This is a genomic window from Proteus sp. CA142267 (assembly GCF_003336825.1).
Lineage (GTDB): Bacteria > Pseudomonadota > Gammaproteobacteria > Enterobacterales > Enterobacteriaceae > Proteus > Proteus terrae.
Window position 1 is genome coordinate 822,074 of record NZ_QPMG01000001.1, and the last position, 20,267, is coordinate 842,340.

19 protein-coding genes are annotated in these 20,267 nt (G+C 39.1%); 1 reads left to right on the forward strand and 18 read right to left on the reverse strand.

Features of this window, described 5'->3' with window-relative positions; genetic code table 11:
- Positions 1-130: 130 nt before the first annotated feature.
- The 7 genes from cysA to C0T34_RS03900 form a co-directional block, all read right to left on the reverse strand.
- Positions 131-1,219 carry a sulfate/thiosulfate ABC transporter ATP-binding protein CysA gene (cysA, locus tag C0T34_RS03870; RefSeq protein ID WP_098942314.1) on the reverse strand — a complete coding sequence of 363 codons (1,089 nt, stop codon included), beginning with the start codon at positions 1,217-1,219 and terminating at the stop codon, positions 131-133.
- A 30-nt stretch (positions 1,220-1,249) separates the two neighbouring features.
- Entirely contained in the window at positions 1,250-2,092 is an 843-nt protein-coding gene (gene cysW, locus C0T34_RS03875; protein ID WP_098942313.1) for a sulfate/thiosulfate ABC transporter permease CysW, read from the reverse strand.
- On the reverse strand, positions 2,092-2,925 hold the full coding sequence (cysT, locus tag C0T34_RS03880; RefSeq protein WP_109849722.1) for a sulfate/thiosulfate ABC transporter permease CysT: 834 nt from the start codon (positions 2,923-2,925) through the stop codon (positions 2,092-2,094). The genes cysW and cysT overlap by 1 nt, the downstream gene beginning before the upstream one ends.
- On the reverse strand, positions 2,925-3,944 hold the full coding sequence (cysP, locus tag C0T34_RS03885; protein ID WP_109849723.1) for a thiosulfate ABC transporter substrate-binding protein CysP: 1,020 nt from the start codon (positions 3,942-3,944) through the stop codon (positions 2,925-2,927). The genes cysT and cysP overlap by 1 nt, the downstream gene beginning before the upstream one ends.
- Positions 3,945-4,181: 237 nt before the next feature.
- Positions 4,182-5,078: a Dyp-type peroxidase gene (locus C0T34_RS03890; RefSeq protein WP_098942310.1), complete on the reverse strand. Its 897-nt coding sequence runs from the start codon at positions 5,076-5,078 to the stop codon at positions 4,182-4,184.
- A gap of 120 nt (positions 5,079-5,198) precedes the next feature.
- On the reverse strand, positions 5,199-5,816 hold the full coding sequence (locus C0T34_RS03895; RefSeq protein WP_239450315.1) for an RpoE-regulated lipoprotein: 618 nt from the start codon (positions 5,814-5,816) through the stop codon (positions 5,199-5,201).
- 335 nt (positions 5,817-6,151) lie between these two features.
- Positions 6,152-6,589, reverse strand: a complete 438-nt coding sequence (locus tag C0T34_RS03900) for a GNAT family acetyltransferase (protein WP_075670504.1) — start codon at positions 6,587-6,589, stop codon at positions 6,152-6,154.
- A gap of 133 nt (positions 6,590-6,722) precedes the next feature.
- On the opposite strand from C0T34_RS03900, the gene hemF reads away from it, so the two are divergent.
- Entirely contained in the window at positions 6,723-7,631 is a 909-nt protein-coding gene (gene hemF, locus C0T34_RS03905) for an oxygen-dependent coproporphyrinogen oxidase (RefSeq protein ID WP_109849724.1), read from the forward strand.
- An 89-nt stretch (positions 7,632-7,720) separates the two neighbouring features.
- Here the strand turns inward: hemF and C0T34_RS03910 are convergent, their stop codons facing one another.
- The 11 genes from C0T34_RS03910 to pbpC all read right to left on the reverse strand — a co-directional run bounded on the left by C0T34_RS03910 (position 7,721) and on the right by pbpC (position 20,254).
- Positions 7,721-8,068 (reverse strand): hypothetical protein, encoded by a 348-nt coding sequence (locus tag C0T34_RS03910; protein ID WP_231039401.1) that lies wholly within the window; start codon positions 8,066-8,068, stop codon positions 7,721-7,723.
- Positions 8,069-8,252: 184 nt separating this feature from the next.
- A complete protein-coding gene (gene der, locus C0T34_RS03915) occupies positions 8,253-9,743 on the reverse strand; it encodes a ribosome biogenesis GTPase Der (protein ID WP_098942308.1) in 1,491 nt (496 codons plus the stop codon).
- 119 nt (positions 9,744-9,862) lie between these two features.
- Positions 9,863-11,035, reverse strand: a complete 1,173-nt coding sequence (bamB, locus tag C0T34_RS03920) for an outer membrane protein assembly factor BamB (RefSeq protein ID WP_098942307.1) — start codon at positions 11,033-11,035, stop codon at positions 9,863-9,865.
- 14 nt (positions 11,036-11,049) lie between these two features.
- Positions 11,050-11,670, reverse strand: a complete 621-nt coding sequence (locus tag C0T34_RS03925; protein WP_098942306.1) for a YfgM family protein — start codon at positions 11,668-11,670, stop codon at positions 11,050-11,052.
- Between the two features lie 10 nt (positions 11,671-11,680).
- On the reverse strand, positions 11,681-12,964 hold the full coding sequence (gene hisS, locus C0T34_RS03930) for a histidine--tRNA ligase (protein WP_075670494.1): 1,284 nt from the start codon (positions 12,962-12,964) through the stop codon (positions 11,681-11,683).
- Between the two features lie 123 nt (positions 12,965-13,087).
- Positions 13,088-14,209, reverse strand: coding sequence for a flavodoxin-dependent (E)-4-hydroxy-3-methylbut-2-enyl-diphosphate synthase (gene ispG / locus C0T34_RS03935; protein WP_075670492.1), 1,122 nt, complete (start codon positions 14,207-14,209; stop codon positions 13,088-13,090).
- 46 nt (positions 14,210-14,255) lie between these two features.
- Complete coding sequence (gene rodZ / locus C0T34_RS03940) at positions 14,256-15,227, reverse strand: cytoskeleton protein RodZ (protein ID WP_109849725.1); 972 nt, start codon at positions 15,225-15,227, stop codon at positions 14,256-14,258.
- Positions 15,228-15,301: 74 nt separating this feature from the next.
- The gene (locus tag C0T34_RS03945) at positions 15,302-15,736 is read right to left on the reverse strand and encodes a hypothetical protein (protein WP_075670488.1); all 435 of its coding nucleotides are present in this window, start codon (positions 15,734-15,736) and stop codon (positions 15,302-15,304) included.
- 88 nt (positions 15,737-15,824) lie between these two features.
- A complete protein-coding gene (locus C0T34_RS03950; protein WP_023581631.1) occupies positions 15,825-17,006 on the reverse strand; it encodes a bifunctional tRNA (adenosine(37)-C2)-methyltransferase TrmG/ribosomal RNA large subunit methyltransferase RlmN in 1,182 nt (393 codons plus the stop codon).
- 156 nt (positions 17,007-17,162) lie between these two features.
- Positions 17,163-17,588: a nucleoside-diphosphate kinase gene (ndk, locus tag C0T34_RS03955; RefSeq protein ID WP_023581630.1), complete on the reverse strand. Its 426-nt coding sequence runs from the start codon at positions 17,586-17,588 to the stop codon at positions 17,163-17,165.
- 344 nt (positions 17,589-17,932) lie between these two features.
- Entirely contained in the window at positions 17,933-20,254 is a 2,322-nt protein-coding gene (gene pbpC / locus C0T34_RS03960; protein ID WP_109849726.1) for a peptidoglycan glycosyltransferase PbpC, read from the reverse strand.
- Positions 20,255-20,267 lie beyond the last annotated feature (13 nt).

The following is a 20,267-nucleotide window of genomic DNA, read 5'->3' on the forward strand; positions in this document are numbered from 1 at the left end:
TTAACTTATTAACGCAATAATATTAACGTAATTCGACAAGTCTCTTTATTTTCATAGAAACTAAAACACCCATGCCAAAAATAAGCATGGGTGAAAAATTGCGAAATGAAACGATAGATTAATAATAAAATTAAGCGGTATAGGCTAACGACACCGTATTTAAGGGAGTATCCCCCGTATATAAACGGGCTTGAGCACCTCCCATATAATAGGTATTTCCTTTTGTTGGCGCCGAAGAAATATCATTCCAGACCGCAGTAATCGGTGCTTCACTCCATCCTAATGGCTGTAAAATCAACTGCCAATAATGCCCTTTTGGTGACACCTCAATAACCTTAACAGGCAATCGGCAAACACTGTTGGCATGTACACTTAATGCTATTTCCCAAGGACGTAAAAACACATCTACCGCACCTTGATAAAGCGGTGTCACCGATAATGGCAAGTGATATCCGCCAATCTGTAATTGAGCACCGTTAATTTCACCTTGTAGATGATTCACATCACCTAAAAACTCTAAAACAAAGCGACTTTTTGGTGATTGCCACACTTCTTGTGGTGTACCTACTTGCTCTATTTTACCATTCCCCATAATCACAATGCGATCAGCTACTTCCATCGCTTCTTGTTGATCATGAGTAACAAAGACACTGGTAAATTTAAGCTCTTCATGCAATTCACGTAACCAACGGCGTAATTCCGTTCTTACTTTGGCATCTAAAGCGCCAAAAGGCTCATCAAGTAATAAGATTTGAGGTTCAACAGCCAAAGCTCTTGCTAAAGCGACACGCTGTTTTTGCCCGCCAGATAATTGTGCTGGATAGCGTTGCGCTAAATGAGGTAATTGGATCATCTCTAACAACTGTTGCACTTTTTTATGGATAGCTTCTTTGTTAGGACGCTCTCGTCGAGGCAATACCGTTAGACCAAAAGCGATATTCTCAAATACAGTCATATGGCGAAACAGCGCATAGTGCTGAAAAACAAAACCAACTTTGCGATCCCGAGCATGTAATCGGCTAACATCTTGCCCCTCAAAACAAATACTTCCTTGAGTTTGATGTTCAAGACCTGCAATAATACGCAAAAGCGTTGTTTTACCTGATCCTGAAGGCCCTAACAGCGCCACCATTTCACCTGAGGCCACATCAAGGTTGACATCATGCAACACTTCAGTGCGATCAAAATATTTTGTGACACTATTAATTTCAATACTCATATTTTGCCTCTACTTTGTGTAAATATGATGTCATTGCTGACGAGCTAAATGCCATTGCAATGCACTTTTAAACATTAAGGTGAAAATTGCCATCATTGCGAGTAATGCAGCTGCAGTAAATGCCCCAACGGTATTGTAGTCTTGATGCAGTAATTCAACTTGTAACGGTAGTGAATAGGTTTCGCCACGAATAGCACCAGAGACCACAGAAACTGCACCAAATTCACCGATGGCCCTAGCGTTGGTTAATACCACGCCATATAACAATGCCCAGCGAATATTTGGTAACGTCACTCGCCAAAACATTTTCCAACCGCTCGCTCCCAATAACACGGCTGCTTCATCTTCTTGACTGCCTTGGCTCATCATCACTGGTACCAGTTCTCTCACCACAAAAGGACAAGTGACAAACACCGTAACTAATACCATTCCTGGCCATGAGAACATAAGTTGGATATCAAACTGAGATAACCATTGCCCTGCCCATCCATTGCTACCGTAAAAAAGCAAATAAAGTAATCCAGCAACCACTGGAGACACTGCAAATGGAATATCAATCAATGTCATTAATAGCTGGCGCCCCGGGAAACGAAAACGCGTGACAAGCCATGCCATGCTGACACCAAACAACATATTGACAGGTACAGTAATTAACGCGATGAGTATGGTTAACCAGACAGCGTGTAACATATCGCTGCCCAATAAGTTCTCAGTAAATATTTCAATACCTTTTGAAAACGCGGTCATAAAGATCCACGCAATAGGCACAACTAAAAATAAAATGGATAACACAACACCTGTAAGGATTAATCCCCACTTCACCCAATCAATTTGACGACGATAAACAGAGCGTTGTTGCATAATATCTGACATCAATGCCCCCTCAACCGTTGTCCAAATCGGCTTTGCAATCCATTAATTGAAAACAGTAAGACTAATGAAACAAGTAAAATCACAGAAGCAACAGCACTTGCCGCAGGATAATCAAATTCTTGTAATCGAATAAAAATCATCAAGGAAACAACTTCTGTTTGCCATGCAATATTGCCAGCAATAAAAATAACAGCGCCAAACTCACCTAAACTGCGCGTAAAAGAGAGCGCTGTTCCCGCTATTAGTGCTGGTGATAACTCAGGTAATACAACCTTACGAAAAGTCTGCCAACGACTTGCCCCTAGCGTTTCAGCAGCTTCTTCATACTCAGGGCCTAATTCTTCAAGAACTGGCTGAACAGTTCTTACAACAAAAGGCAAACTGGTAAAAGCCATCGCAACAGAGATACCAATCCATGTGTTAATAACTTTGATATCAAATTTATCCAATACAAAACCGTACCAGCCTTGTGTTGAAAAAAGCGTCGCAAGCGTGAGACCAGCAACAGCCGTAGGCAAAGCAAAAGGTAAATCCATTAAACCATCAAGCAGTTGTCTACCAGGAAAACGGTAACGAGTAATGATCCACGCAAGCAACATACCGAAAACTGCATTAAAAATACTGGCAACGCCTGCTGCGAGTAATGTGACTTTATAGGCAGCCACAATTTGGGGGTGCGTTATCACCGCCCAATACTGGGACCAACTCATATCAGAAAGTTGTACAACCAGCGCACTCATTGGTAACAGTAAGATCAAGCAGGTGTAAAACAGTGTTCCACCTAAACTTAATCCAAATCCTGGTAAGACCCGTTTGCTGGCTGTAGTAAACATTATTGACGTCCTTGCGCTAACAACTTATCAAGCATGCCATCTGTCGTGAAATGTGTTTTCATCACGTTATTCCAGTCACCAAATACCTCTTCAATCGTAAATAATGACGTTGTTGGGAACTGTGCTGATTTTTGCGTCATGACCGCTTTATCATTTACGCGATAATTAAATTGCGTGATGATCTCTTGTGCTCTAGGACTGTATAAATAATTTAGATAGGCTTTTGCCAGTGCTTCGGTATCATTACGTTGAATATTTTTATCAATCCAAGCGACAGGAAACTCAGCTAAAATATCAACAGGTGGCACAATAACTTGGTATTCATCTTCGCCATATTGTTGACGAATATTATTAACTTCCGATTCAAAACTGATCAGAACATCTCCAAGTCCGCGTTCGATAAACGAAGTTGTGGCGCCACGCCCTCCTGTATCAAATACCTCAACATTCTTGAGGAATTTCTTCATCGCTTCTTGGGTTTTTGCATCATTACCATAAGCTTTTTCGAAAGCACCCCACGCGGCTAAATAAGTGTAGCGACCATTACCAGAGGTTTTAGGATTAGGGAAAACCACTTTGACATCTTCACGCGTTAAATCTTCCCATGAAGTAATGTTCTTTGGATTTCCTTTGCGTACTAAATACGCCATAGTGGAATAATAAGGCGAGCTATTATTAGGAAGACGTTGTTGCCAATCAGCAGGAATTAATTTGCCTTTATCATGCAGAATTTGCACATCTGTAACTTGGTTATAGGTCACTACATCTGCGGGTAAACCTTGTAATATTGCAAGTGCCTGCTTAGATGAGCCTGCATGTGATTGTTTGATGGTGACTTTATCATCAGGATGTTGAGCATCCCATTGCGCTTTAAAATCGCTATTTAACTGTGAAAATAACTCTCTTGCGATATCGTAAGAACTATTAAGTAATTGAGCAGCCCCAGCATAACTACTAACAACCAAAGACAATGCTGCGGTTGCTTGTAATGCAAAGGTTCTGATTGTATTTTTCTTCATCAAAAGTACCCATCATTGTAAGTTTTGTTCTAATGGTTACTCTATCGATTTTATTTATAACAGTGTAGTTAGCTTTTGTTATTTGATATAACTACAAGCTATTAAAAATGAATAAAACTCAGGCTAATTAATTAAATTTGCATCGATTGTCATTAACGTGAAAAAAATTCAGGCAAAAATGCCCGCATTTAAAGCGGACATTTCATTAATAAAAACGTATTTAGCACGAAATAATGATTACAGTGCTTTTAATACTTCATAAGAAGGTGCGAAGTAATAACTTCCTGTTACAGGTTTACTCATACGTAAGAGATCATCATGTTTGCCGTCTAATTCGCCAAACATACTCAATAATTGTTGTTCGATATTATATAAACGACCACAGTAAGCTAAGAAATATAAACCATGTTTACCGCTTGCAGTACCGTAAGGTAGGCTATGACGTAGAATGGCTAACTCTTCACCATCTTCTTCAATCACAACACGAGAAACGTGAGATGTGACATTACGTTCAGATTCATCAAGTTCAACACTGTCTTTTTTAGTACGACCGATCATTTTTTCTTGATCTGATTCACTAAAACGAGCCCATTTCTTCAGGTTGTGCTCATAACGTTGAACTAAAACATAACTACCACCAGCATCAATACCGTCATTAATCAGTGCAACACCATAACGCTCATCATCTTGTGGATTTTCTGTACCATCAATAAAACCACTTAAATCACGTTCTTCTATCCAACGGAAACCATGGATTTCTTCTTCAACTTTGATTGCATCACCAAAAGCTGCAATTGCCGCTTGTGCTAATGAGAAATTGACATCATGACGCATAGATTGAATATGAATAAGAAGATCACGCTGTGTTGCAGGCGCTAAACCTTTGCCTAAAGGGCGAAAAGGTTTCAGCTCTGGTGCGCTGTTTTCAGCGGAAAGTTTTTTCCAAAGATCAGAACCAAATGCAACAACTGCGCCTAGTGATGCATCAGGAAATTGCTTTTGTAAATCAGATAATGATTGCATGAATTTCTGGCACCCTTCACGCAGAGCTTCTAATTCACCTACGACCATTGCTTCGATAAAAAGACCAAATTTACTATGTGCGACTAAAATGCCACTTTGTGCATGAGACATATTGCTTTCCTAATCAATAATCAAAACACCTAGAATGATGTTAATTATATCGAATATTTTTTCCTGAAGATTTGCCTTTTAACAAAAATCGGACAGTCTGATTATAAAATCTTCCTTATTTTATAAGGAATAGCGTGAAGGCGATTTGTTCTGCCAAATAATTTGCGTTAATGTCCAGTTAGATAAAACTTCATCAGGTGGCATTAATCCATCAGGGCCATCCCATTGACCACTAAAGACATAACTCACCGATTTAGCTTCTGTAGATTGGCATAAAATAGTTCTCTGTTTTTCATCTTTAGGGCCTTTGCTACATGCACCAAATGCTTTTTTATAGATATCTTTAAATGGTGTACCCATCGTTGTGCCCCAATCCGTCGTTGCTTTGGCATCAAAGACTTCTATTTTTTCAACAGTGCCTTTTTCTTTACCATAAAAAGCCAGTTGAACGTTCTTATCTTCGAGAGCTTGGACGACCACAATAATATCACTACCTTGCATCTCCATACCTTCACGATAATTGAAGCTACCACCTAGCTCATTTTTTATTTCACTTTCTGTTATTTTTGTCGAGCTGGTGATATTTCCTAATCCATTGGCATAAACAGTTAGCGTATTATTTGAAAACCAATTCATCGGATTTAATGCAGAAAAAGACATTCCTCCCATGGATGAACAGCCACTTAATAGCAAAACACTTGCGCTTAAACACAAGGGTAACCAAAACTTAGGCATCATTTGTTTCTCCGTTAAACTTCTTCGTCACACATTAAAATAGATACTGAGGTATTAAGCACACCTTATCTTACTCTTTGTATCACCTCAATCATCAGGCTAAAACTGTCGCGATAAGTCAGCATAACAAAATATCTACTGATTTGATCTTAGATAACCACATGAAAAGAAAGCTTAGTTACGACCATTAACAGAACATTTTGTTCCACAGAAAAGGCAATATCAGATTTTACGCATAAAATAAGCGATACAAACGTAAAAATAGAAACAAGGAAAAAAGAGATAAATAGAAAGGAAAGAGAAATAACCCCTAGAAAAATTAGGGGCTTTAAATACAATTAAAGATCAAAATCCTGATCAACAATTAATCGCTTAGTATAAGTTGTGCTTTCTTGGTTTTGATCTTCATATAACAACTTCTCAAACATACAAATAGTCGCATCATTTTCTTCTGGTACAACTAATGTAATTTGAGGACACCCTTTCGCTATTAGCTTTTTCTCTAATCGAGAGATCAATGCATTCGCAATGCCTCTTCCTCGAAAGTCTGGGTGAACGCCTAAATAGTATAAAGAGCCACGATGACCATCGTAGCCTCCCATCACACTACCCACAATCTCACCAGCCACTTCTGCTATCAAAAATAAATCAGGTGAGTGGTTTAGTTTTCTTTCAATATCAATTTCAGGATCGTTATCAGGCGATATCAAATCGCAACGCTCCCAAAGTGTAATAATTGCCTCAAAATCATCTTGGCGAAATACACGTATTTCCATGGTTTTGCCCATTATCGGTCATATAAATCTGAATTTATTATCGCTTGTTTGGTTTATGAATCAACTTGAAAATGAGAACATATACAATATGGAGTTCTATTTTTAATAAATATGATAAAAATTGTAGGTTATTATGAATTTACCTGATATTCATCGCGTTAAAGAGTTTTTCTTATCACTACAAGATACGATTTGTCGCTCTCTTGAAAACATAGACCAAAAAGCCACTTTTCAGCAAGATAATTGGGAAAGAAAAGAAGGAGGTGGTGGTCGTACTCGCGTTTTAACCAATGGCGCTCTTTTTGAACAAGCTGGTGTTAATTTTTCACATGTTTATGGCGACACATTACCAAAATCTGCCACGGCACATCGCCCTGAATTAGCGGGACGCTGTTTTCAAGCAATGGGTGTTTCATTAGTTATTCACCCACTTAATCCTTATATTCCGACTTCTCATGCCAATGTCCGTTTTTTTATTGCTGAAAAAGACGGTGAGGATCCTGTATGGTGGTTTGGTGGTGGTTTTGACTTAACCCCTTATTATGGATTTGAAGAGGACGTTATTCATTGGCATAAGGTTGCTAAATCAATTTGTACGCCTTTTAGTGAAGGTTATTACCCTCGTTATAAAAAATGGTGTGATGATTACTTTTATATTAAACACCGCAATGAACCTCGTGGTGTAGGTGGTCTTTTCTTTGATGATTTAAATACTCCTGATTTTGACCACTGTTTCGAGTTTGTCCAACATGTAGGACTTGGTTATCTTGATGCCTATTTACCTATTGTTGAAAAGCGCAAATCAATGCCTTGGAGTGAGCATGAACGCCAATTCCAACTCTACCGCCGTGGTCGTTATGTTGAATTCAATTTAGTGTGGGATAGAGGTACATTATTTGGTTTGCAAAGTGGCGGTAGAACAGAGTCAATCTTAATGTCTATGCCACCTTTAGTCCGTTTTGAATATAATTATTCCCCTGAACCAAATACTCCAGAAGCAAAGTTATACAGTGACTTTTTGATCCAAAAAGAGTGGGTGTAGAGAAAATAAATTATTAACGATAAAGCCACATTATAAATGTGGCTTTACTGAAGTAAAACTACAGGTTTAATGACAAACATTTTCTAAAATTAATTAAACAAAAAAGCCAATAACCCTGTAACTTTATTTTTATTTTCCCAGCCTTCTCCTCTCATACAGGTATTAAAATAATCCCTACGCTGCCATTCATTCGCATCTGAAGGAAAAGATGTCCCAGCCCCTGAATTTGGAATATCTTTACCATTTATTTTCATTGGAGCAAAAGAAGGCTGACTTGAAGTCACATATCTCGCAGGATATCGCGTATTGGCTTCTTGCATACACATATTTTTAGCGATATCTAAAGGAGATGGTGTGCTGGTGTTTGCTTCCCATTTTTCAGGTGTTGCACAAGCAGAAAGCATAAAAATTGATGCAATGATAATTGTTTTTTTCAAAGTAATAGCTCATTAATACGAATAGGAATTAATTATATTTTAAACGATTACTTGAAAAATTAAGTTTCTATGAAATGCAAAAAACCACTGATAACTATGATATTGAAACAACCTATTGAATTATAGATATAAAAAAGCCACATAAAAATGTGGCTTTTTTGTTTAAATAAGAAATTTAATTATCTTATTTCGATTTCTTCAAATGTGACATTAAACGCTTGCGTTTACGCAACTGAGATTGTGTTAATTTATTTTTCTTATCCGCATAAGGGTTTTCACCCTCTTTAAATTGAATACGGATCGGCGTACCCATAACTTGCAGAGTACGACGGAAATAGTTCATCAAATAGCGCTTATAGCTATCTGGTAAATCAGTTACCTGATTACCATGGATAACCACAACTGGTGGATTATAACCGCCGGCGTGTGCATATTTCATTTTTACACGGCGTCCACGGACAATCGGTGGCTGATGATCATCTTCTGCCATCTTCATGATACGAGTCAGCATAGAAGTCCCTACGCGACGTGTTGCACAGACATAAGCCTCTTGAATAGATTCAAAAAGATTACCCACGCCACTACCATGTAATGCAGAAATAAAGTGCACTCGTGCAAAGTCAACAAAGCCCAGTTTAAGATCAAGCATTGCTTTAACTTGTTCGCGATCGTCTTGTGTCATGCCATCCCATTTGTTGACAGCAATAACTAATGAACGACCAGCATTCAGGATATAACCTAATAATGAAAGATCCTGATCTGAAATACCTTCACGAGCATCAATAACCAGTAATGCAACGTTAGAATCTTCAATAGCTTGTAGCGTTTTGATAACAGAGAATTTCTCTACTGTTTCTTTTACTTTACCGCGCTTACGAACACCTGCAGTATCAATGATGATATATTCTTTCTCATCACGTTCCATTGGGATATAGATACTGTCACGCGTTGTACCCGGCATATCGTAAACAACCACACGATCTTCACCAAGCATACGGTTTGTCAGTGTTGATTTCCCAACATTAGGACGACCAACAATCGCTAATTTTACTGGTAATGTAGAAGGATCGAAGTCATCTTCTTCCTCTTCTAATGCTTGTGCTTCTTGTTCTGCTTCTAAGGCGGCCCAATAAGCTGCATTCTCTTCTTCTTCTGTCAGCTCTAGCTCTTCTTCCACCACTTTACCTGTAATTGGTAATAGTGCTTGTTCAATCAATTGAGCAACACCACGACCATGGGATGCCGCGATAGGGAAGATCTCACCTAAACCTAAAGAATAAAAATCAGCTAATGCAGTATCAATATCGATACCGTCAGTTTTATTCGCAACTAAATACGTTTTTTTCTCAACACCGCGAAGGTGTTTTGCAATACCTTGGTCTGCAGGCATCAAACCTGCACGTGCATCAACTAAAAACAGTACGATGTCGGCTTCTTGAATAGCCTGTAGCGATTGTGATGCCATATGGGTTTCAACACCCTCTTCAGCACCATCAATACCACCAGTATCAATAATAATAAATTCTTCGCCTTCTAACTCTGCTCGACCATATTTACGGTCACGGGTGAGGCCTGGAAAATCAGCAACTAATGCGTCTCTTGTGCGTGTTAGTCGATTAAATAACGTGGATTTACCCACGTTAGGGCGCCCTACTAAGGCAATAACGGGTATCATTTTTTGATGCCTCATAAAAATACAATCACGAACCTGATTGTATTTTACATGTAATTACTAAAAAGACGAAACGGCTCCTTTAAAGGAGCCGTAAAATAAATAGATTTGTCAGCAATTAATTACCGACTATAAAGATAAAGCTTACCGTCACGAGCTTGGATCATCAGTTTATCTTGTACCGCTTGAGGGCGACTTAACAAACCTGAACTGTTCACTTGGTTTTGTGCAATGAATTTACCTGTGTTGGTATCAATCCAATGGAGATAACCTTCTGCATCACCAACCACTAAATAGCCATCAAAAATAGCTGGTGCGGTTAAATTACGATGCAATAAATCTTCTTGTGTCCATAATGTCACACCATCAGATTTACGAACAGATAAAACTCGGTCATTTTGGTCAACAAGGTAAAGATTATCACCCAGCAGTACCATATCATTGACTGAGCCTAAATCGCGTTTCCAAAGGATTTGCCCAGAACGCATATCAAGGCTAACTAAATTACCGTTATACGCCATGGCATAAACGGTATTTTCATCAATGATTGGTGTGATATCCACATCACTTAATCGGCTAATTTCAGTAGAGCCTTTAATTTGTGAAATATTTTGTTGCCAAATTAATTGTCCTTGAGAAAGAACAACTGCACTGACGCGACCATTATCTGCACCAATAATAGCTGCACCATAAGCGACAGCAGGAGCAGACTCACCACGCAGAGATAATGATGGAGTATCTAAATTAATAGTCCACGAAATTTCACCCGTTAATAAGTCGAGTCCTTGTAACATGCCATTGCTGGTATGAATAAGTACTAAACCATCACTAACAACAGGTTTTGAAATAGCTTCACCAGCAACATCTACTTCCCAATCAATGGAGCCATCCTCAGTGTTCAGTGCATATACTTTCGCTTTTTCAGTTCCCACAAAAACACGAGTACCTGAAACGGTTAATCCACCAGAAAGTAATGCAGACTCATTGGATGAAAGAAAACCCGTTTTAATAGAGAGATCTTGTGACCAAAGCTCTTTACCTGTTTCTACCTCTAATGCTTTAACTAAACCATGGCGATCAGCGACATAAACAACTGCGCCATCCCATGTAGGTGACAAGTGAGAATAGTATTTACCAATACCATTTCCAACTGATTTGTCCCAAACAGCTTTAGGTGTAAATTGGCTCTGCACCTCAGGCAATGGAGACATTGTCACATTATCCTGTTCACTAGAACATCCTGCCAACAAAGCAGATGCTAGTAGACCAACCAGGAGAGTTTTACGCAGTTGCATGTCTGAAGATCCCTTTAATTGGATAAATTATTGAGTTTAAGTTCAACCAGTGAGCGAATAGCACCCGCATTTTCATCAGTTAATGCGCTACGATAAGCGGTTGTTGCACCTGCGTTATCGCCTTTTTTCGCTAAGACATCACCACGGATATAATTTTTCATTCCATTCCATGCTTTGCCTTTCACTTGCTCTAACGAAACTAAAGCAACATCTGTTTTATCTAATGCTAATTGTACGCGGGCTAAACGAAGATTAAGCATATCTGCAAATGCGTCATTTTTTACTTTTGCCACAGCATTAGTTAGATGACGTTCACCGTTGACTAAATCATTAGCATCAATAGCGATTTGGGCAAGCTCTAATGAAGCTAAAGCACCATAGATATCATTTGTATCGGTAACAAATTTTTCAGCTAATGCAATATTTTCAGGTGTAGGCTTAGCAAGTGCCTCACTAACTGTTGCAAAAGCATCCGCACTTTCTTGCAGACGATTTGTTTGATGCGATTGCCAGTATTTCCAACCAAACACACCACCAAAACCAATAACAGCGGCTAAAACGATAGTTAAGCCGTAGTTTTTAAAGAACTGTTTAATTGCATCAACTTGTTCGTTTTCGGTGCTATAAACTTCCACAAGTCTCTCCTTAACCTAATAACAGAGTCAATTGCTGAGCGAGCTCATTGCGAGCAACGATTGTTTGTTCCCCTGAACGCAAATCTTTCACTGCAACAGTACCGGCATTAATTTCGTCTTCGCCTAAAATCAGCGCAATTTTAGCGCCTTGTTTATCAGCTCGTCCTAACTGCTTTTTAAAGTTACCATTACCGTGATTCGTCATTAAACGTAATGTTGGTAATTGATCACGAATTTCTTCAGCCAGCATTAACGCTGCGCTTTGGCTCTTATCGCCAAATGAAGCAAGATAAACATCAGCCACATTGGTATCTGCTACAAATTCAGGGTTAACCGCTTGAACCAATAAGATCATGCGCTCCATACCCATTGCAAAACCTACAGCTGGTGTTGGATGTCCACCAAGTTGCTTCACAAGACCATCATAACGGCCACCTGCACACACTGTTCCTTGCGAACCTAATGCACTAGTAACCCACTCAAAAACAGTACGGTTATAATAATCTAAACCTCGAACTAAACGCTGATTAACACGGTATGTAATACCAACAGCATCAAGTAGCGCACAAAGACCATCAAAGTGCGCTCTTGATTCGTCATCAAGATAATCGAAAAGTTCAGGCGCATCATTCAATAAAGTCTGAATTTCTGGATTTTTTGAGTCTAAAACGCGTAATGGGTTAGAATACATACGACGTTTGCAGTCTTCATCTAACTTATCAACATGCTGCTCTAAGAAAGCCACTAATGCTTCACGGTAATTAGCACGCGCTTCTAATGAACCAATAGAGTTAAGTTCTAATGTTACGTGTTCTGCGATACCCAACGCTTTCCACCAGCGCGCAGTTAACATAATTAATTCCGCATCAATATCTGGACCTTGTAGACCAAACACTTCAGCACCTAACTGGTGAAATTGACGATAACGACCTTTTTGAGGACGCTCATAGCGAAACATTGGTCCCAAATACCATAAACGTTGTTCTTGGTTATAAAGTAAACCATGCTCAATACCCGCACGAACACAACCCGCTGTATTTTCTGGGCGTAATGTTAGGCTTTGGGCATCTTCACCGCGATCGGTAAAAGTATACATTTCTTTTTCAACAACATCGGTCACTTCACCAATTGCTCGCTGAAATAGAGGGGTATGCTCTACGATAGGTGTTCTGATTTCACTAAAGCCGTAACCCGCTAAAATTTGTTTTAGCGTATTTTCAATTTTCTGCCATACACGAGTGTCAGCAGGTAGATAGTCGTTCATACCACGAATGGCTTGGATTTTTTGTGCCACTTTTCTTCTCTAATAGTTATTAATTGATTGTTAGGCTGATTATAGAAGCGAAATCAATCAGTATTCAATGTGAAATCAATAGTAAAACTGGCTCATTGATTAATGAGCCAGTTTTTTTGAGTGTTATTTGTCCAATTGATTTATATTTATACGCATACTGTCATCAAGCATTGATGCCTTAGCGCGAATTTTCGCTTCTAATAAATCAATCATATTAACATTATCAAGACGCTCTTTTTGTCTCACGCCATCTTCATAAAAACCACTACGTGTTTTAGCGCCCGTTACACCTAACGTTGAAACTTCAGCTTCACCTGGTCCATTAACCACACAGCCAATAATAGAAACATCCATAGGTGTGATGATATCTTCCAGACGCTGCTCTAATTCATTGACTGTTCCAATGACATCAAATTCTTGACGTGAACACGTTGGACAAGCAATAAAGTTAATTCCGCGAGAGCGAATACGTAAGGATTTGAGAATATCAAAACCCACTTTAACTTCTTCAACCGGATCTGCTGCTAATGAGATCCTTAATGTATCGCCGATACCTTCTGATAATAAGATCCCAAGACCAATTGCAGATTTAACCGATCCTGCTCTTGCACCACCAGCTTCGGTGATCCCAAGGTGCAGTGGTTGATCTATTTTTTTCGCTAACAAGCGGTATGAATCAACGGCAAGAAAAACATCAGAAGCTTTTACACTGATTTTAAACTGTTCGAAATTCAGTCTATCAAGAATATCCACATGACGCATGGCTGATTCAACTAACGCTTCTGGTGTCGGCTCGCCGTATTTCTCTTGAATATCTTTTTCAAGCGAACCACCGTTTACACCAATACGAATAGGAATATTGTTGTGACGAGCACAATCAACAACTTGACGAATACGTTCTTCACTACCAATATTACCTGGATTGATGCGTAAACAATCAACACCATATTCAGCGACTTTTAATGCGATACGGTAATCAAAGTGAATATCAGCAACTAAAGGTACATTAACTTGCTGCTTAATTAACTTGAATGCTTCCGCAGCATCCATTGTTGGTACAGAAACACGAACAATATCAACCCCAACACGTTCCAGTGATTTTATCTGGCGAACAGTCGCTTCTACGTCTGTCGTTCGTGTATTCGTCATCGACTGTACCGCGATAGGAGCCCCATCGCCAATAGGTACATTACCCACATAAATTCGTGTCGATTTGCGACGAATAATAGGTGATTCTTTATGCATTGATTAATTCTCCCATGCTTCCATGCTTGCTCAAATGTGTGTCAGATTAAGCGCTCGGTACTGTTATTTTTGCTATTTTTCCAGTAAAACGGCTTAAATCAACTGATTCACCATTAAACTGTAAGCGAGTAACAGAAGGGGCGCCTATTTTTAGTTTATAAGGTTGCTCACCATCAAATTCCAAACGATCACCCGCTTTCTTAATACCATTAAATAAGACTTTATTTTGAGCATTACGAATTTCTAACCAACATTCACCATCAAACATAAGAACCAATTGATTCGCAATAGCAGTTGCTTCTGATGAGGTAGCTTCTTGTGCTGAATTTGCACGAGAAGTTGTTGATGTTGTTAGAGGTGAGACGGGTAATGGAACCGTTCTCACTTCTGTTGATGCTGGTGACGTCGTTTCAGTCGTTGGTGATATAGCAACATTATTCGCCTGATTATCAACTAATGGCGACGCAGGTACTTGTAAATTATCACCTTCAGATGTTGACGTATTATCTAAGGTGGTTGCTAAAGGAGAATCTATCGTGTTGGTATTTTCTTGGGTACTATTTTGCCCTATGTCTTGAGAAGCCATAGAGACTAATTCTTGTTGATCAGCCTGATGACCTTGCCACCACCAAACCCCCACAAAAGCAACCATAACAATCAGAATCACCCATGTGAGTTTCATCAACCAACCTTCACGTTTTTTATGACGTTTGCCTAATGAGTAATTTTGTGTGGTTGTCATTCTAATTTGTTTGACAGGAGCTTGCTGGTCGATAAAACCAAGGATATCTTTTTCAGGAACGCCAACTAACTTAGCGTAAGAACGCATGTATCCGCGTAAAAATGTTGGTGCAATATCAGAAGAAACGGTGTCTGTTTCAATATCGCGAACTGTCGATAACTTCAAACAAAGTCGATCAGCAACAGTTTGTTGTGTTAGCCCCACCTTTTCTCGTGCCTGGCGTAAAAGTTGACCTGCTGTTAATTTCACTTCTTCGGTTTTGTTTTCAGTATTCATTAGCAATCTAGGCACTGTGGCTATTGGATGTTTAACATTGATGAACTCGCAAAAGCACAAAGTACCTTAACGTATCACCGCGAATTTTTTGATATTTTATTATCACTTTGCTGACAGACCAAATAATCTGGCGGTATATCCTCAATTAACACACTATTATTGTTTAATAGTTTTTGTTCACAAAGGAAATTACCATAAAGCCTTAATACATTAACATTTACTGGCTTCGAGTTCATCGCTATTTTGTAATAATCTAACGCTTGAATAGAATTTCCCAATAACTGCGATGTTAACGCCATTCCTAAATTTGCATCGGAGTGATTTGGCATCACCGATAACACTTTTTGGAAATGATATTGCGCTATTTGATATTGTCTTTCAGCTAAGTAAGCATCACCTAATTGTAAACGTGTAGACACTGCAACACGCCCTTGATTGGCTGATGATTGACAACCGAGTGTCAATAACATCAAACCAATAGTTATAATTACTGATGATATCCTTATCATCGTTATATTCCTTAAATAAATTCATCCTTGTTCTCTTTACATTGAAATTGTGTAATACACTTCACAAAGAAAGAGATATCCAACTGTATCAGACTGCTTTTACTGAAATTAGTTCACCTTGTTGGCGTTTTTTCAGTGTGCGTTTTGTACGGTCAATAACATCACCCGCTAATTGCCCACAAGCCGCATCAATATCATCGCCACGCGTTTTACGTACAATTGTCGTAAAGCCATATTCCATTAATACTTTAGAGAAACGGTCAATTCGGCTATTAGAACTACGTCCGTATGGCGCACCCGGGAACGGGTTCCATGGAATTAAGTTAATTTTACATGGCGTGTCTTTTAAAAGTTCAGCTAATTGATGAGCTTGATCTGTGCTGTCATTAATATGATCAAGCATGACGTACTCAATAGTCACTCGCCCTTGGTTCGCGTTTGATTTAGCAATATAACGGCGAACACCTTCAAGAAACATTTCAATATTATATTTCTTGTTTATTGGAACGATCTCATCACGAATTTCATCAGTTGGTGCATGTAATGAAATTGCTAAAGCCACATCAACTGCATCACCTAGTTTATCTAATGCAGGTACAACACCCGATGTAGAAACAGTGACACGACGTTTAGATAGACCAAAACCGAAATCATCCATCATGATCTCAAGTGCTGGAATAACATTATTTAAATTCAGTAATGGCTCACCCATTCCCATCATAACAACGTTAGTAATAGGACGACGGCCTGTCTCTTTTAATGAGCCAATAATTTTAGCTGCACGCCAAACTTGCCCAATAATTTCAGACACTTTCAAGTTACGGTTAAAGCCTTGCTGTGCAGTTGAACAGAACTTGCACTCTAAAGCACAACCAACTTGTGAAGAAACACATAATGTTGCGCGATCATCTTCTGGGATATACACAGTTTCTACTTGTTGATCGCCAACTTTAATTGCCCATTTAATCGTGCCATCTGTTGAACGTTGTTCTTCAGAAACTTCAGGTGCTTTAATTTCAGCAATTTCTTTTAATTTATTGCGTAACACCTTGTTGATATCTGTCATTTGATCAAAATCGTCATAACAGTAGTGGTACATCCACTTCATAATTTGGTCAGCACGGAAAGGTTTTTCGCCCATAGAGACAAAAAGCTCTCGCATCTGTTTACGATTTAAATCTAACAGATTAATTTTAGTTTTTTGATTCACAGTATTTTCTTTAGAAACAGCGACAGAAGCGCTTGGCGCTGGGGTAGTAGATTGGGTCATGACATTGCCTCGTTGTTACACTATGCGGCCTGCATTAGCATTGATGCTAATGGGATACTTATATATTTGTATAATTAAACAATAATAAAAAACGCCCTGTTAATTATCAAACAGGGCGTCGCATTGTACTGTTTTTCGCGTAGAGATGCTAATAAATTAGCGCGCGCAAACTTCGTTTTCAGTGAAGAAGTATGCAATTTCGCGAGCAGCAGAAGCTTCTGAATCTGAACCGTGTACCGCATTTTCAGTAAAGCTATCAGCGTAATCAGCACGTAATGTACCTGCTAATGCGTTGTCTGGATTAGTCGCACCCATCAGATCACGGTGACGTTGGATTGCGTTTTCACCTTCTAACACTTGAACCATGATTGGGCCCGAAGTCATAAATTCAACTAAACCGTCAAAGAAAGGACGGCCTTTGTGTTCTTCATAAAAGCCTTCAGCTTGTTCGCGCGTTAAATGCAACATTTTAGCACCAATGATGCTAAAGCCTGCGCTTTCAAAACGGTGATAGATAGCACCGATAACATTTTTTTTCACTGCGTTTGGTTTGATAATAGAAAATGTGCGCTGAATAGCCATGTCTTACCTCTAAATTATTTTATTAATGATAACTTTTGTTATCTCTTTTATCGCAGATCATGGAAAAACGAATCAAAAACCGCATTCCCTGCAAAAAATAGTGCTCGATTATAGGAGGATAAAAATGAATTGCACAGATTGAATATCCTTTTTTTTTAAAAAACTGTGGCAAAAAAGTTATAAATTATCGATCTAATCACATTTTTGACGTTTTCCATGTTCAACCTTGAAAATAAGAATAAAAAAGAATCGAAATGAAACACGATAAATAGCCTCTTTATCTTTATCGAAAAAACTAATTTAGTGAAAAATCACCCAGTTCTCGTTTATTTTATCGTTTTAGTTTAACGAAATATAAAATTAACCATATCCGTTTGACCACTTAGATCAAGCACTGAAAGTTGATATTTACCTCGTTTCTCTAATAAATAAGAAAATGTTTCTCCGTTTTCTGTCTTACCTATTTGCTCACCATTTAAAAACCACCATTGCATACCACTTCCACCTTGCGTAGAAACAGTTATTTCAAGATTAGTTTCGCCGGGTAATGGTCTTAATAAATCGCCTGCACGAATACCCGAGATAAACAGAGGAATAATATCTTCTTTAATTGGTGGACAAGTTTCAGAAATCGGCGGCAGTCGTTTTGCTCTGCGCTCTTTTTCTGGCAACCATGCTTCTAATGCTATCGGCCATAAGGCAATATCTTTTAACTCTGCATTAGGACAATTAGGGCCTGTACGTTTGCCTTCATTATCTAACCAAATTTTTTCGTTGATCCCCAAAATGCCTTCTTGGCTATCATTTAACAAAGTTGGTGGAATGGTGTTATCTAAGATCCAGCTTCGACGACTGACTCTACAGTTGCTATCTTCTTTAGGTAATACCTTACCTGTCGGCCAACAGATAGTGGCTGCCGTTACACTGTTAGGGCGTAAATCTGTTGGTGGTCTTTGTTTATTTTGATAGAAGTAGCTCGTTAATAAGTTATTGACTTGATTCATAATAGGGACTGCTGTCGCAAAGCCAAACTGCCCTGCAACAGGTGTTCCATCAGGTCTACCTACCCAAACACCTATGGTATAGCGTGCATTCACACCAATAGACCATGCATCACGATAACCATAACTTGTACCTGTTTTCCAAGCTAAAGGAACAACGGGTGAAATTGCGCTATCTGGGCGAGGTCTGGCTTCTCCGGCTAAAATACGTCTAACAATCCATGCTGATCCTTGTGACATCAACACTCGGTCTTCTATTATTTGTTCCGGTTTAAAACGTAACGGTGCTGTTTTTCCTTGCCTTGCTAATGCGCTAAAGGCAGAAACAAGCTCATCCATTCGCGTCGCAGTTCCTCCTAAGATCAGTGCTAAGTTTGGCTCTGAACCATAAGGAAAGCGCATTTCAAGATGGTTATGACGTAATTTTGCTGCAAATTTCTTTGCACCATACACTTCGATAAGCTGTACTGCTGGCAAATTTAAAGAGCGACTTAATGCTTCACTGGCACTAACTGCACCATTAAAATCAGAGTCAAAATTACCAGGACGATAATTATCAAATCGACGAGGAACATCTTGTAAAAGCGATTCTGCGTGAATAAGTCCTTCATCTAATGCAAGTGCATAAATAAATGGCTTTAATGTTGAACCTGGTGAGCGCCATGCACTAATCATATCGACATGACCAAAGCGCGAATTATCATTAAAATCAGCAGAGCCGACATACCCTTTCACACTCATATCTGTATGATCAACAACTAAGATAGCTAAAGATGTTTTATCCGCTAATTGATACTTCCATTGGTTCGCAATATCTTCGAGCTGTCGTTGAATATTGATATCAATCGTTGTTGTAATAACAGGTTCTCGCTTTTCGTTATACATACGACGAGCCAGCAATGGTGCTAATTGTGGTGTTTGCCTTGGTGCTAATAAAACCTGTTCTTCCTTAATTTCATCAACTTTTTCTTGTGGCCATATTTGATATTCTGCCAGTCTATCTAATACTTTATCCCGAGCAGCTTGAGCACGTTCAGGGTATCTATCTGGTCGTAAACGGCTTGGCGCTTGTGGTAATACCGCCATCAAAGTCGCTTCTCCCGCAGATAAATCAGCGGGTGACTTACCTAAATAAGCCCAGCTTGCAGCACCAATACCTTCTAACGTGCCGCCAAAGGGTGCTCTATTGAGGTAAATCTCCAGAATTTCATCTTTTGAGTAATACCACTCTAATTGCAAGGTGCGCCAAAGCTGTTTGATTTTCCCCCCTAAAGTACGAGAGTGAGGATCAATAAGACGAGCCACTTGCATTGATAGCGTACTTCCGCCAGATACAATTCTTCCTGAACTTAAGTCTTGCCATGCCGCACGTAATATCGCCATCGGATTAACACCGGGATGTTGATAAAACCAGCGGTCTTCATAAGTAATTAAGGCTTCTAAATATTCAGGAGAGACATCAGTGAGTTTGACATGATAACGCCATACCCCTTCTTTATCTGCAAAGCGCCAAAGAGGTGTACCATCTTGCGCTGTAACAATAGTCGCAATTTGAGGTTCAGGATCAGGGAGGGGCCAAATTTTATCTGCGAACCAGACTAAAATAGGCGTTGCTAGCAAAAAAATAATGATAACAGCAATAAGCCGTTTATATCCTAGTTTCATTCAATCACTCAAA

Coding starts and splice junctions, on each gene's coding strand:
- C0T34_RS03890 (WP_098942310.1), bottom strand. CDS start 5,078: ATGTCTCATGCACAAAGTGGCATTTTAGTCGCACATAGTAAATTTGGT.
- bamB (WP_098942307.1), bottom strand. CDS start 11,035: ATGCAACTGCGTAAAACTCTCCTGGTTGGTCTACTAGCATCTGCTTTG.
- der (WP_098942308.1), bottom strand. CDS start 9,743: ATGATACCCGTTATTGCCTTAGTAGGGCGCCCTAACGTGGGTAAATCC.
- cysW (WP_098942313.1), bottom strand. CDS start 2,092: ATGTCAGATATTATGCAACAACGCTCTGTTTATCGTCGTCAAATTGAT.
- pbpC (WP_109849726.1), bottom strand. CDS start 20,254: ATGAAACTAGGATATAAACGGCTTATTGCTGTTATCATTATTTTTTTG.
- ispG (WP_075670492.1), bottom strand. CDS start 14,209: ATGCATAAAGAATCACCTATTATTCGTCGCAAATCGACACGAATTTAT.
- cysA (WP_098942314.1), bottom strand. CDS start 1,219: ATGAGTATTGAAATTAATAGTGTCACAAAATATTTTGATCGCACTGAA.
- ndk (WP_023581630.1), bottom strand. CDS start 17,588: ATGGCTATTCAGCGCACATTTTCTATTATCAAACCAAACGCAGTGAAA.
- C0T34_RS03950 (WP_023581631.1), bottom strand. CDS start 17,006: ATGACCCAATCTACTACCCCAGCGCCAAGCGCTTCTGTCGCTGTTTCT.
- hemF (WP_109849724.1), top strand. CDS start 6,723: ATGAATTTACCTGATATTCATCGCGTTAAAGAGTTTTTCTTATCACTA.
- cysP (WP_109849723.1), bottom strand. CDS start 3,944: ATGAAGAAAAATACAATCAGAACCTTTGCATTACAAGCAACCGCAGCA.
- cysT (WP_109849722.1), bottom strand. CDS start 2,925: ATGTTTACTACAGCCAGCAAACGGGTCTTACCAGGATTTGGATTAAGT.
- C0T34_RS03900 (WP_075670504.1), bottom strand. CDS start 6,589: ATGGAAATACGTGTATTTCGCCAAGATGATTTTGAGGCAATTATTACA.
- C0T34_RS03945 (WP_075670488.1), bottom strand. CDS start 15,736: ATGATAAGGATATCATCAGTAATTATAACTATTGGTTTGATGTTATTG.
- rodZ (WP_109849725.1), bottom strand. CDS start 15,227: ATGAATACTGAAAACAAAACCGAAGAAGTGAAATTAACAGCAGGTCAA.
- C0T34_RS03895 (WP_239450315.1), bottom strand. CDS start 5,816: ATGATGCCTAAGTTTTGGTTACCCTTGTGTTTAAGCGCAAGTGTTTTG.